Genomic DNA, 13,318 nt, shown 5'->3' with positions numbered 1-13,318 from the left:
TAAAGAATGGCTGTTCAGTTTTTTTGCGGGAAAGCAGAAGAATGACAGCCTGTTGTAGAAAGGGAATTCCATGTTTCATACATTTTTGATTAAATATGCGGAGATTGGCCTGAAAGGTAAAAACCGCTATGTATTCGAGGACGCGCTGGTGTCCCACATCCATCACTCGTTAAAACGTCTTGATGGAAAATTTACCGTAACCAAGGAGGCAGGGCGTATCTATGCGACCGCAGCGGAAGAATTTGATTACGATGAGGTCATCGACGCACTGAAAAAGGTATTCGGTATTGCGGCGATCTGTCCGATGGTCCAGTTAGAGGACAACGGCTATGACGACCTGAAAGCGAAGATTGTTGAGTATGTGGACAAAGCATACCCAGATAAACACTTTACGTTCAAGGTAAACACCCGCCGTGCCAACAAACAGTATCCGCATACCTCCGAGGAAGTCAACCGCGATCTCGGTGAGGTCATCCTGGACGCATTCCCGGAGACAAAGGTAGACGTACACAATCCGGATGTTCTTTTAAATGTGGAACTGCGTGCAAAACGTATCAACGTATACTCTCTGGTGATTCCGGGACCGGGCGGTATGCCGGTCGGAACCAATGGACGCGCGATGCTGCTTTTATCCGGCGGTATCGACAGCCCGGTGGCAGGATACATGATCGCAAAACGCGGCGTTACCATCGAGGCAACCTATTTCCATGCGCCGCCATACACCAGCGACCGTGCAAAACAGAAAGTAGTCGATCTGGCAAAGCAGGTAGCAAAATACGCAGGTCCGATCAAATTAAACGTAGTCAATTTCACAGATATCCAGCTCTACATCTACGAGCAGTGCCCGCATGAGGAGCTGACGATTATCATGCGCCGCTACATGATGAAGATCGCGGAAGAGCTGGCGAAGAAAGACGACTGTCTCGGACTCATCACCGGCGAGAGCATTGGTCAGGTAGCATCCCAGACGGTTCATTCCCTGGCGGTTACCAATGCAGTCTGCACACTTCCGGTCTTCCGCCCGCTGATCGGTTTCGACAAACAGGATATCGTCGATATTTCTCTGAAAATCGGTACCTACGAGACATCGATTGAGCCGTATGAAGATTGCTGCACCATCTTCGTAGCCAAACACCCGGTTACCAAGCCGGTCCTGCACCTGATTGAAAAATCCGAGCGCAATCTGGAAGAGAAGATAGATGCGCTGGTAAAAGAGGCGATCGATACGGTTGAGGTTATCCGGTGCTAGTCATATATAAAAAAGAATGTGCCTTGGCACATTCGGGCGTCTCGCGCGGTCGCTTGCGACAGTTTTTTGCTTCGCGCGAGTGCGCATTCTCGCGGAGTGTTTTTTTCATAGGACGTAGTTCTCTATGAAAAAAAAGAACCGCTGCAAAGCGAGTTGCTTAACAGCGGTTTTTTTCGTTTCAAACAGAACCATCTCGATCGTTCTAATGGTTGCTATACAATGTACGGAGCCAATGTCGTTAAGATCTCATCGATCTGGTTCTCAGAATGGATGTTTAAATCGATCGGTTTAGACAGATCCAGACTGAAGATACCCATGATGGATTTAGCGTCAATCACATAACGTCCGGAAACAAGGTCAAAATCTACGTCGAACTTCGCTAAGTCGTTGACGAAGGATTTAACTTTATCGATCGAGTTTAAAGAAATACGAACTGTTTTCATGAAAAAAACCTCCTCTATCTACAATAATACTTTTATACTACAAAGTAATCTGACAAAAGTCAAGAGAGGATTCAATTTAAAGGAGATAAAAATGAGAAAAGCGGCATTCCACAATCTGGGCTGCAAGGTGAACTCGTATGAGACGGAAGCCATGCAGCAGCTCTTAGAGGATGCAGGATATGAGATTGTGCCGTTCCGGGAAGGAGCGGATGTTTATATTATCAACACGTGTTCCGTGACGAATGTTGCCGACCGGAAATCGCGCCAGATGCTGCACCGGGCAAAGAAAATGAACCCGTCGGCGGCTGTTGTGGCGGTCGGCTGTTATGTGCAGGCAGCAGGCGCGGAGCTGAAAAAAGATGAGGCGGTCGATCTGATCGTCGGCAATAACCAGAAAAAAGATCTGGTACAGATCCTGGATGATTATTTTGCAGATCACGAAAACAGCGGTGAGATTCTGGATATCGGACATTCACAGGAATACGAAGAACTCCATATCCGCCGGATTGCTGACCATACGCGTGCCTTTATCAAGGTACAGGACGGCTGCAACCAGTTTTGCAGCTATTGTATTATACCATATACGAGAGGACGCGTCCGCAGCCGCCGCCCGGAGGACATCGAGCACGAGGTGCGCGGGATTGCGGAAGCCGGATACAAGGAAATTGTCTTGACAGGTATCCATTTAAGCTCCTATGGTGTCGATTTCAAGGATGAGCAGCAAGAAAATCTTCTGACTTTAATCAAACGTCTCGACCAGATTCCGGGCATTGAGCGCCTGCGCCTCGGTTCTCTTGAACCACGTATCGTAACCCGTGAATTTGCCAAAGAGCTGGCGAGGCTGCGGACCATCTGCCCGCACTTCCATCTGTCACTCCAGAGTGGCTGTGACGCGACTTTAAAGCGCATGAACCGCCGCTACAACGCTGCTGAATATCAGGCGTGCTGTGAAATTCTGCGGGAAGAATTTGACAATCCGGCGATCACGACCGATGTCATCGTAGGATTCCCGGGCGAGACCGAAGAAGAATTTGCCGAAACAGAACGCTTCTTAAAAGCGATCCATTTCTATGAAATGCATATATTCAAATACTCCCGCCGCGCAGGCACCCGCGCCGCCGATATGCCGGATCAGGTACCAGAAGGAACCAAATCCGTCCGCAGCGATATCCTGCTGGCACTGGAAAAACAGCAGTCCTTAGAATACCGCGGGCGCTTCCTCGGAACCGAAGAAGAAATCCTTCTCGAAGAACCAATCGAGATTGACGGAACCAAATACATGATGGGACACACCCGCCAGTATGTCAAAGGTGCCGTGCCATACGAAGAAGGATTGAAAAATAAGACGGTGAAGGGAATCTTCACGAAGGCACTGAATGAAGAGGTGCTTTTACTGGAAAAAGAATAAAAGACAGAAAACGAAAAAACCAATGATACCCCCAAGATGGGATTCATTGGTTTTTTACATACATATAAAATTAAAAAAAATGACATAAATAGAATATATCGGCTTAACAAATTAATCAGTAAGCAATCAATGAACCCCAACGAGATCCTTAATAACTTCCCCAGCAATAATCAGTCCCACTACTGACGGTACAAACGAGATACTCCCCGGAATCTGCCGTCTGGCGGTACAATTGCGTGCGGTTCCCGGCGGGCAGACACAGTGGGAACGGCAGGAGGTAGCCATATCATCCACCGGCGTCAGTGGTTTTTCTTTCGAATAAACCACTTTCAGCTTCTTGATCCCGCGTTTTTTCAGCTCCCGCCGCATGACCTTCGCGAGAGGACAAACAGAGGTTTTATTAATATCGGTCACCTCAAAAGCGGTCGGATCCAGTTTGTTTCCGGCGCCCATCGAGCTGATGATCGGCGTGTGGGTTTCTTCCGCCTGTTCCACCAGAATCAGCTTTCCCGTTACGGTGTCGATTGCGTCGATCACGTAGTCATACTGGGAAAAATCAAATTCCTTCGCGGTATCCGGCATGTAGAATGTCTTGTAGGTGTGGACAACCGCATGCGGGTTGATGGATTTGATGCGTTCCTCAGCGACATCGACCTTGTACTTTCCGATGGTGGAGGTGGTTGCGATGATCTGACGGTTGATGTTGGTTAAGCAGACCTTGTCATCGTCGATGAGATCAAGCGTGCCGACGCCGCTGCGCGCGAGGGCCTCCACCGCATAGCCGCCGACTCCGCCGATGCCGAAGATGGCAACGCGTGCTTTTGATAAACGCTCCATGGCATCCCTGCCGAGGAGAAGTTCAGTTCTGGAAAATGAATTTAACATATGATACTCCCTTGTAATATATTCTGTCAGTAGCTTCACAGTCACAACTGTGCTATACTAAATAGTAGCAGGCTCTGTTTCTGAACGTTTTTTACCCATCAGTTCGGTATTTTATTGTAAAGGTGCGGTCTGCGTTTGTCAAGAAAGACATGAAGAAACGTAACAAAGTGTGCAAATAATCGTTACTGGGCACGCGTGCGTGAACAGTAACAACGGGCAAAAAAGGGTTGACAGATATTGCATAAAGTGATAATATACCTACTAAGCTAATAGGAAAAAGAAAAGGAGTGAAGATCATGAAAGCAGTCAATGGTTTTTGGATGAATACGATGTGTTGCAGCAATGTTTGTACCTGTATGGATCGATGTTGTTGTCGCATTTGTGTACGCGAAAACCAGAAAGCTGGACTTCGGTAAGCGGGGGTTCCGGGGAAAACGGGTTTCGTGAATCTTTTTATTCATAAGGGTTAAGGATATAGAAAGAGCGCATCCGCGTACACAGAAAAACAAGCAGGACAGGCGGCAGAAAAGCTGGATTGGACGGGCGGGAAATGTGTATAGAGGATGGGCTCTTTTCGCATTTTAAACTTCTTTTGGAGCGAGTTTTTCAAATTGGAAATGAGTTCTGGAAAAAAGAAGAATCTATAGAAATCTATAAAAATTAAAAAATATAAAAATCATCACAGATATAGGAGGAAATCATCATGGCAAACATTTATAAGGGAACACTGGGGCTGGTAGGAAACACACCGTTAGTTGAGGTTGTGAATGTTGAGAAAGCGCTGGGACTGGAAGCAACGGTTCTGGTAAAACTGGAGTATTTAAACCCGGCTGGAAGCGTGAAGGATCGTATTGCAAAAGGCATGATTGAGGATGCAGAGAAGAGAGGTGTCCTGAAAGAGGGTTCTGTCATCATCGAGCCGACTTCCGGCAATACCGGTATCGGTCTGGCGTCCATCGCAGCAGCGAAGGGATATCGCATCATCCTGACGATGCCGGAGACGATGAGCGTGGAGCGCCGCAACATTCTGAAAGCGTACGGTGCAGAGATTGTCCTGACTGAGGGCGCAAAGGGCATGAAGGGCGCGATCGAGAAGGCAGAAGAGCTGGCAAAAGAGACACCGGGCAGCTTCTTAGCCGGTCAGTTTGTCAATCCGGTCAATCCGGCGGTTCACAGAGCAACCACTGGTCCGGAGATCTGGAATGATACCGACGGAAAGGTTGATATCCTGATCGCAGGTGTTGGTACCGGCGGAACTCTGACAGGTACCGGCGAATACTTAAAATCCCAGAACCCGAATGTGAAAGTCGTAGCGCTGGAGCCAGCTTCATCCCCGGTATTAAAGACAGGCAAGGGCGGCGCACACAAGATTCAGGGTATCGGCGCCGGATTTGTGCCGGATGTACTGAACACTAAGATTTATGATGAGATTTTCGAGGCGGAGAATGAGGATGCATTTGCGGCAGCAAAACTTCTGGCACACAAAGAGGGCATCTTAGTCGGTATTTCCTCCGGCGCAGCCCTGCATGGTGCGATTGAGCTGGCAAAACGCCCGGAAAATAAGGGGAAAACCATCGTAGCGATTCTTCCGGACAGCGGTGACCGCTATTATTCCACACCACTCTTTACAGAGGACTAAGAGACTAATTATAAGAGACTAATTATAGAAATAGGACTTCCCAGAATGCAGGGAGAGTGTTATAATTAACAGAAAATGAGTGACTGGTTACGTGCGCGTGAACGGTAACAAAACAGCAGAAAAACACAGGACCCGTTTGTTTGGCAGAGCACTGTCAGCGCGGATCCTGTGCTTTTGTTTCATTTCATGAGAATTGTGGTTACTGTACACAGGTAGGTACATTTTTTACATTCTTTTTCTTAAAGAGGATTTTGCAGATAACGGATACAGGAGAATATACAATGAAAACGATTACGATTGAGGAGCTGGAAGCGTTAAAGGATGCGGAGAAGACGATCGTGGACATCCGCCCGCAGGACCAGTATATGCGCGGAACTTTTCCGGGGGCGGTAAGCCTCCCGGCGTCCCGGCTGGAAGAGCAATATGAGGAAGAAACAGCCAGGTTAGACAAAATGCATCCAGTGTACGTGATGTGCCATACCGGTGAGAAGAGTCAGGAGTGGGTGCGTCGTCTGACCGGAGACGGATTTGACGCGGTCAATGTGGAGGGTGGTTACCGTGCGTGGCTGCGCCTCTCCCTGTCCCGCTTCGTAGGCGGAGAATCCGAGGCGGATCGAGAGGAAAAACGGGCGAGAATTGAGCAGAGTATTATAAAAAAATTCCGCAAGCCGATCTGGCGGGCGTTTACGCGGGCGCTCAACACCTACGACCTGATTCAGGAGGGCGACAAGATCGCAGTCTGTATCTCCGGCGGCAAGGATTCCATGCTGATGGCGAAACTTTTCCAGGAATTGAAAAAACATGGAAAATTCCAGTTTGAAACCGTTTTTCTAGTGATGAATCCGGGCTACAATGCGGATAACTGGAAGATCATCCAGGACAATGCGAAACTTCTCGGCATTCCGCTGACGGTATTTGAGAGCGATATTTTCGACACGGTGGCGACGATCGAACAGAATCCGTGCTACCTCTGTGCCAGAATGCGACGCGGTCACCTCTATGCACAGGCGAAAGCGCTGGGCTGCAATAAAATTGCGCTTGGGCATCATTTTGATGATGTGATTGAGACGATCCTCATGGGAATGCTGTACAGCGGCAAGATTGAGACGATGATGCCGAAGCTGCACAGCCAGAATTTCGAGGGCATGGAGCTGATCCGCCCGATGTACCTTATCAAGGAAGATGCGGTCAAGGCGTGGCGCGATTACAACGGACTGCGGTTTATACAGTGCGCGTGCCGTTTTACTGAAAATTGCGTGAGCTGCGGAGGCGGACGCGGTTCCAAGCGCGATGAGATGAAGGAATTGATCGCCCATTTCCGCAAGGAGAGCGACGTGATCGAGAAAAATATCTTTAAGAGTGTCCACAATATCAACTTAAAGACTGTGATCGGTTACCACAAGGACGATTGGACGTACAATTTCCTGGATGATTATAATGATAAAAAATAACTTGCCGAATGGGGTAAAGTAGAGTAAAATAAAAAAGAGTAGTTTACCTGCACGCATGGATCCACAGAGTGACAGAGCGCGGCGGGTATTTAAAAGGACGTGAAGACAAAATGGGTGATATCAGCAATACACAGTTTTTTAGAGCAGTACAGGAAGAGAAGAAGCTGGAGGCAAGCCAGGTTCTGGAACAGGTATATACAGCGCTGACGGAGAAGGGTTACAACCCGATCAATCAGATTGTAGGATATATTATGTCTGGAGATCCGACCTATATTACCAGCCACAAGAGTGCCAGAAGCCTGATTATGAAGGTAGAGCGTGACGAAATTCTGGAAGAGCTTGTGAAGGTATATATTGAGACGAAGCTTCAGTAAAGAGTGGATGCAGCACGGCAATTAAAAAGCGGAAGAGTAAACAGCTGGCGACAACAGTCCAATATCTGACGGGCTGCCAGCTTGTTTTGTTATGGAGAAAATAGAATATGAGAATTATGGGGCTTGATTTTGGATCGAAGACCACGGGAGTGGCAGTCAGCGATCCGTTAGGCATTACAGCACAGGGGATTGAGACGATCACACGGAAGGATGAGAACAAACTTCGCCAGACCTGCGCCCGGATTGAAGAGCTGATCCGGGAATACGAGGTTGGGACGATTGTTTTGGGGTATCCTAAAAATATGAATAATACGCTGGGAGAGCGCGTTGAAAAGACGCTGGCATTTAAAGAGATGCTGGAACGGCGGACGAACCTTCCGGTCGTTATGTGGGACGAGCGCCTGACGACGAATGCGGCGGAGCAGATTCTGATCGAGAGTGGAGTGCGCCGGGAAAACCGGAAGAGCGTGATTGATAAGATTGCGGCAGTATTGATTTTGCAGGGATATTTGGATTTACAGGCACAAGGAAAAGCGGAAGAATAAATTATCAGTGATAAAAATAAATGATTGAAAATAAAGAATAGAAGGAGAATCATAGAATGGGAAACCTGGATTCAATGTTAGATGAACTGAATAATATGGAAAACAGCATCACGCTGAGGGATGAGAACGGCGAGGAAGTGAAGCTGTATGTCCTGGAAGAGACAAAGTTAAATGGCGAGTCCTATCTGCTGGCAAGTGATACGAAGGACGGCGATGGAGAGTGCTATCTGTTGAGAGATACATCAAAGCCGGAGGATGCAGAAGCAGCTTACGAATTTGTGGACGATGACGGAGAACTGGAGTACATGTCCAAGGTGTTTGCGGAGCTGATGAGCGATCTGGGCGTTGATATCGAATAAAAATCTAAAAATCGAATTTTTGGAGGTGCATTGATTGAAAAAGGAAACAAATCATAATAAGGTAAAGATCATACCGCTCGGTGGTCTGGAACAGATCGGTATGAATATGACTGCCTTCGAATATGAAGACAGCATTATTGTAGTAGACTGCGGTATGGCATTCCCGAGCGACGATATGCTGGGAATCGATCTGGTTATCCCGGATGTATCCTATTTAAAGAACAACATTGACAAAGTCAAGGGCTTTGTGATCACGCACGGACATGAGGACCATATCGGCGCGCTGCCGTATGTACTCCGCGATGTTCCGGCACCGGTATACGGCACCAAACTGACGATCGGACTGATTGAGAATAAATTAAAAGAGCATAATATGACGAAGACCGTCCGCCGCAAGGTCGTAAAGCACGGACAGTCCATCAATCTCGGATGTTTTCGGATTGAGTTTATCAAGACGAACCACAGTATCGCAGATGCATCGGCGCTTGCGATCTTCTCCCCGGCTGGCATTATCGTCCACACCGGCGACTTCAAGATCGATTACACACCGGTATTCGGTGAACCGGCGGATCTGCAGCGTTTTGCCGAGCTTGGAAAGAAAGGCGTGCTTGCGCTGATGTGCGACAGTACCAACGCGATCCGTCCGGGATTTACGATGTCGGAGCGCACCGTCGGCAAGACCTTTGATTCGATTTTTGCAGAGCACAAGAACAACCGGATCATCGTTGCGACGTTTGCTTCCAACGTAGACCGTGTCCAGCAGATCATCAATACGGCATACCACTATGGACGTAAGGTAGTGGTCGAGGGCCGTAGCATGGTCAATGTCATCGGCACGGCGAGCGAACTTGGATACATTAATATTCCGGAAAATACACTGATCGACATTGAACATCTGAAAAATTATAAGAAAGAGGATACCGTCCTTATCACGACCGGCAGCCAGGGCGAGTCTCTGGCGGCACTGTCCCGTATGGCGGCAGACCTGCACAAGAAGGTTTCGATCATGCCGGGCGACGTGGTTATTTTAAGTTCCACCCCGATTCCGGGTAATGAGAAAGCCGTTGCAAGAGTTATCAATGAGCTGTCGATGAAGGGCGCAGAGGTTATCAACCAGGATACCCACGTATCCGGACATGCCTGCCAGGAGGAGATCAAGCTGATGTACTCCTTAATTCGTCCGAAATTCTCGATTCCGGTACACGGTGAGTACCGCCACCTGATGGCGCAGCGCAACCTGGCGATCTCAATGGGCATTCCGAAGGAAAATGTCATCCTGATGCGCTCAGGCGATGTGATCGAGATTGGGGACGAGGGCTACTGCGTTGCCGATCATGTACAGGCGGGCGGCATCCTGGTCGATGGTCTGGGCATCGGTGATGTCGGAAATATCGTTCTGCGAGACCGTCAGAATCTGGCACAGAACGGTATCATTATCGTGGTACTGACGCTGGAGAAATACAGCAACCAGCTCTTAGCCGGACCGGACATCGTGTCCCGAGGTTTCGTCTATGTGCGTGAGTCCGAGGATCTGATGGAAGAGGCACAGAGAATCGTGGATGAAGCCGTACAGGGCTGTCTTGAGAAGCACGTGAGCGACTGGGGCAAGATCAAGAACATTATCCGCGACAGCCTGAGTGATTTCCTATGGAAGAAGATGAAGAGAAATCCGATGATTCTTCCGATCATCATGGAAGTGTAGAAGACTGCAAAAGCAGCACGGAGGTGGCATATGAGCCGGACATCTGGAGAACCCCATATCGCAGTATCAATTCTGGACAGCGTGTTCCGGATCGTCTTTCTGGTACTGACACTGTTTCTGCTCTATGAGGGCGCAATAAAGGGTTACTGGCTGGGGCATGAGATATTTAAACCGACCGCAGTCGAGGCAGAGCCGGGAAGAATGAGAACGGTTACCATCGAGGAAAGCGAAAGTGCCTCCGAGGCAGGCGAAGCGCTGGAACGCGTCGGTTTGATTCAAAGCCGCGTGGTCTTTATGCTGCAGGCAAAGATTTATGAATACAAGATATATCCGGGGACCTATCAGTTCAGCACCGCCCAGACTTCTCTGGAGATGCTGAAGGAGATGGATGAGGCGGCAGCTTCTGCCGCCAGCCCGGAGGAGGATAAAAGTGATAGTAAATGACAGAATTACCGCCTATATCCAGTCGTTGGACGCGGGCAACGGACCGCTGCTCGACTCGATAGAGGAAGAAGCGCTGGCTGACTGCGTGCCGATCATCCGCAGGGAGACCTCCGCATTTCTGAAAACACTGATTGCTCTCAAGCGCCCGCAGTCGATTCTGGAGGTAGGAACGGCTGTGGGCTATTCGGCTTTACTGATGAGCCGTGTGATGCCGGAAAACTGCCGGATCACGACGATTGAGAAGTACGAAAAAAGAATACCGATTGCCAAGCGCAATTTTGAAAGGGCAGGAAAAGAGCCGTGCATTACTTTACTGGAAGGCGATGCGGAAGAGATACTGGGGACGCTTTCCGGCCCTTATGATTTTATATTTATGGATGCAGCTAAGGGGCAGTATATGCACTGGCTGCCTCAGATTTTGCGTCTGCTGCCGTCCGGTGGCGTCCTTCTGTCGGACAATGTCTTACAGGACGGCGATATCGTGGAATCCCGCTATGCGGTCGAGCGCCGCAACCGGACGATCCACACGCGGATGCGCGATTATTTATATGAACTGACACACATGAAAGAATTTGAGACGTCTATCATTCCGATCGGGGATGGTGTGGCGTTAAGTGTAAAGCGATAAAAGAAAGGAAAAACATGAGAAAATTGGAACTTTTAATCCCGGCGGGCAGCCTGGATGTCCTCAAGACGGCGGTCCTTTACGGAGCCGATGCGGTCTATCTGGGTGGCGAGGCGTTTGGTCTGCGGGCAAAGGCGAAGAATTTTACGAACGAAGAGATCAAAGAAGGCATTGCGTTCGCTCATGAGCGCGGCGTCAAAGTATATATTACAGCAAATATTTTTGCACATAATGATGATTTAGCCGGTGTGGAAGAATATTTCACAGAACTGAAAGAAATCAAGCCGGATGCGCTGATTATTTCCGATCCGGGTGTTTTTGAGATTGCCAGACGCATTCTCCCGGAGATGGAGATCCATATCAGCACACAGGCAAATAATACAAACTACGGGACGTTCCTTTTCTGGTATAAACAGGGCGCGAAGCGCGTGGTAACGGCGCGGGAGCTGTCCTTGAAGGAGATTCGCGAGATCCGCGAACATATTCCGGAGGATATGGAGATCGAGAGCTTCATCCACGGAGCGATGTGCATTTCCTATTCAGGACGATGTCTTCTCAGCAATTTCCTGACGGGGCGCGACGCGAACCAGGGCGCCTGTACTCATCCGTGCCGCTGGAAATATGCGGTGGCGGAGGAGACAAGACCGGGCGAGTGGATGCCGGTCTATGAAAATGAGCGCGGCAGCTATATTTTCAACTCCCGCGACCTGTGCATGATTGAGCACATTCCGGAGATGGTCGAAGCAGGAATCGACAGCTTCAAGATCGAGGGACGCATGAAGACAGCACTCTATGTGGCAACCGTGGCGAGAACCTACCGAATCGCAATCGACGATTATCTGGAAAGCCCGGAAAAATACCAGTCCAAGATGGAGTGGTATAAGAGTGAGATCCGCAAATGTACCCACCGGGAATACATCACTGGATTTTATTTCCATAAACCGGGTACCGAGTCGCAGGTATACGGAAGCAATACTTATGTAAAACCGTACACCTATCTGGGAACGGTCGGCGCTGTGCGCGGGGATGGCCTGGTTCATCTGGAGCAGAAGAATAAATTCAGCGTGGGAGAGACGATCGAGATCATGAAGCCGGACGGACGTAACCTGCGTGTGGAAGTGAAAGGCATCTTTACTGAGGATGGAACCGCGCAGGAGAGCGCACCGCACCCGAAGCAGCAGCTCTGGGTAGATTTAGGCGGTATGGCAAAGCCGCAGGATATCCTGCGGCGTGAGGACGAAGCGCTGGATTTGTAAAGGTGCGGCTGGATGGACATCAGGAGGATGACAGATGGTTTGGTTTTTAGGAGGAACGGCGGTCCTGTGCCTGTTATATTATATCATAATTGTTATTTATTCAGGTGTTTCGACTTCGTTTGCCTTGATCTGGCCCTGCTTGGCGATCTTTTTGGGACTTCTGGCGGCTGGATGGTGGTTTGACAGCCAGCATGAGGGCAGAATTCCCGTGTGGATCGGCGTTTCCGTCGGGACAGTATGTGCGGCGGGATTTCTGATTCTGGTGATCACGGAGGTTTTGATCGGCTGGAGCGCCATTACGGCGACGGGACAGCCGGCGGACTATGTGATCGTGCTGGGAGCGCGTGTGCGCGGCACCAAGATCAGCAATTCCCTAAAGCAGCGTCTGGATCGGGCGATCGAGTATTCGGAGGAATATCCGAACACGGTTCTGGTGCTTTCCGGCGGAAAAGGTCCGGGCGAGGAGATCAGCGAGGCGCGGGCGATGTACGAATATTTACAGTACAACGGGATTCCGGAGGATAAGCTGCTGATTGAAGACCAGTCCTCCGACACGGTGCAGAACATCGAGTTCAGCCGGACGGTGATCGACCGGCAGGAATACAACAAGGCGCAGGCGGCGCGGGCACACCTGATGGAGTTTTACCGTGAGCGCCCGGACGGCGATACCATCCGGATCGGGATTCTGACGAGCAATTACCATGTGTTCCGGGCGGAGGCGATCGCGCGCAGACAGGAGATCGAGCCGGTCGGCGTGGCAGCTGCGTGCGACCCGGTGCTGGCGGTGCACCTGTGGCTGCGGGAGGCATTTGCCGTACTAAAAGACAAATTTATGGGAAGACTGTAAAAAAAGAAGAAAAAAAGATGCGATTCAACGTTACTGTTCACGTATGCGTGAACAGTAACGATTCAACAGATGTCTGTATGCACTGTGGAAT

At 49.5% G+C, this 13,318-nt stretch carries 14 protein-coding genes; 12 read left to right on the top strand and 2 right to left on the bottom strand.

Features of this window, described 5'->3' with window-relative positions:
* Window positions 1–70: 70 nt before the first annotated feature.
* Window positions 71–1,249, top strand: coding sequence for a tRNA uracil 4-sulfurtransferase ThiI (gene thiI / locus DWY89_RS06160; protein WP_117795086.1), 1,179 nt, complete (start codon window positions 71–73; stop codon window positions 1,247–1,249).
* A gap of 212 nt (window positions 1,250–1,461) precedes the next feature.
* Here thiI and DWY89_RS06155 read toward each other — a convergent pair whose 3' ends face one another.
* Window positions 1,462–1,692 carry an HPr family phosphocarrier protein gene (locus DWY89_RS06155; protein WP_022359725.1) on the bottom strand — a complete coding sequence of 77 codons (231 nt, stop codon included), beginning with the start codon at window positions 1,690–1,692 and terminating at the stop codon, window positions 1,462–1,464.
* A 91-nt stretch (window positions 1,693–1,783) separates the two neighbouring features.
* Between DWY89_RS06155 and mtaB the strand changes: the two genes are divergently transcribed.
* Window positions 1,784–3,100: a tRNA (N(6)-L-threonylcarbamoyladenosine(37)-C(2))-methylthiotransferase MtaB gene (mtaB, locus tag DWY89_RS06150; RefSeq protein ID WP_118523619.1), complete on the top strand. Its 1,317-nt coding sequence runs from the start codon at window positions 1,784–1,786 to the stop codon at window positions 3,098–3,100.
* 126 nt (window positions 3,101–3,226) lie between these two features.
* On the opposite strand, the gene DWY89_RS06145 is transcribed toward mtaB, so the two are convergent.
* Entirely contained in the window at window positions 3,227–3,985 is a 759-nt protein-coding gene (locus DWY89_RS06145) for a tRNA threonylcarbamoyladenosine dehydratase (protein WP_118523618.1), read from the bottom strand.
* Window positions 3,986–4,688: 703 nt separating this feature from the next.
* Between DWY89_RS06145 and cysK the strand changes: the two genes are divergently transcribed.
* From cysK to DWY89_RS06095, 10 genes are all read left to right on the top strand, one after another.
* Window positions 4,689–5,624: a cysteine synthase A gene (gene cysK / locus DWY89_RS06140; protein WP_107001595.1), complete on the top strand. Its 936-nt coding sequence runs from the start codon at window positions 4,689–4,691 to the stop codon at window positions 5,622–5,624.
* 281 nt (window positions 5,625–5,905) lie between these two features.
* Complete coding sequence (locus tag DWY89_RS06135) at window positions 5,906–7,075, top strand: ATP-binding protein (RefSeq protein WP_118523617.1); 1,170 nt, start codon at window positions 5,906–5,908, stop codon at window positions 7,073–7,075.
* 110 nt (window positions 7,076–7,185) lie between these two features.
* Window positions 7,186–7,449, top strand: a complete 264-nt coding sequence (locus DWY89_RS06130; RefSeq protein WP_022359731.1) for an IreB family regulatory phosphoprotein — start codon at window positions 7,186–7,188, stop codon at window positions 7,447–7,449.
* 107 nt (window positions 7,450–7,556) lie between these two features.
* Window positions 7,557–7,994 (top strand): Holliday junction resolvase RuvX, encoded by a 438-nt coding sequence (gene ruvX / locus DWY89_RS06125; protein WP_118293431.1) that lies wholly within the window; start codon window positions 7,557–7,559, stop codon window positions 7,992–7,994.
* Between the two features lie 56 nt (window positions 7,995–8,050).
* Window positions 8,051–8,353, top strand: coding sequence for a DUF1292 domain-containing protein (locus DWY89_RS06120; protein ID WP_107001592.1), 303 nt, complete (start codon window positions 8,051–8,053; stop codon window positions 8,351–8,353).
* 34 nt (window positions 8,354–8,387) lie between these two features.
* On the top strand, window positions 8,388–10,055 hold the full coding sequence (locus DWY89_RS06115) for a ribonuclease J (RefSeq protein WP_118523616.1): 1,668 nt from the start codon (window positions 8,388–8,390) through the stop codon (window positions 10,053–10,055).
* A 30-nt stretch (window positions 10,056–10,085) separates the two neighbouring features.
* Entirely contained in the window at window positions 10,086–10,499 is a 414-nt protein-coding gene (locus tag DWY89_RS06110) for an aminodeoxychorismate lyase (protein ID WP_118523615.1), read from the top strand.
* A complete protein-coding gene (locus DWY89_RS06105; protein WP_118524487.1) occupies window positions 10,486–11,127 on the top strand; it encodes an O-methyltransferase in 642 nt (213 codons plus the stop codon). Before DWY89_RS06110 ends, DWY89_RS06105 begins: the two co-directional genes overlap by 14 nt.
* A gap of 14 nt (window positions 11,128–11,141) precedes the next feature.
* Window positions 11,142–12,380, top strand: a complete 1,239-nt coding sequence (locus tag DWY89_RS06100) for a U32 family peptidase (protein ID WP_118467416.1) — start codon at window positions 11,142–11,144, stop codon at window positions 12,378–12,380.
* 34 nt (window positions 12,381–12,414) lie between these two features.
* Complete coding sequence (locus DWY89_RS06095) at window positions 12,415–13,227, top strand: YdcF family protein (RefSeq protein WP_118523614.1); 813 nt, start codon at window positions 12,415–12,417, stop codon at window positions 13,225–13,227.
* The last annotated feature ends 91 nt before the right edge of the window (window positions 13,228–13,318 follow it).

The sequence above is a fragment of the Clostridium sp. AF27-5AA genome, from assembly GCF_003478415.1.
Taxonomy (GTDB): Bacteria; Bacillota; Clostridia; order Lachnospirales; family Lachnospiraceae; genus Otoolea; species Otoolea fessa.
The sequence above is the reverse complement of the archived record's forward strand: the minus strand, read 5'-3'. Positions and strand labels throughout refer to the sequence as shown.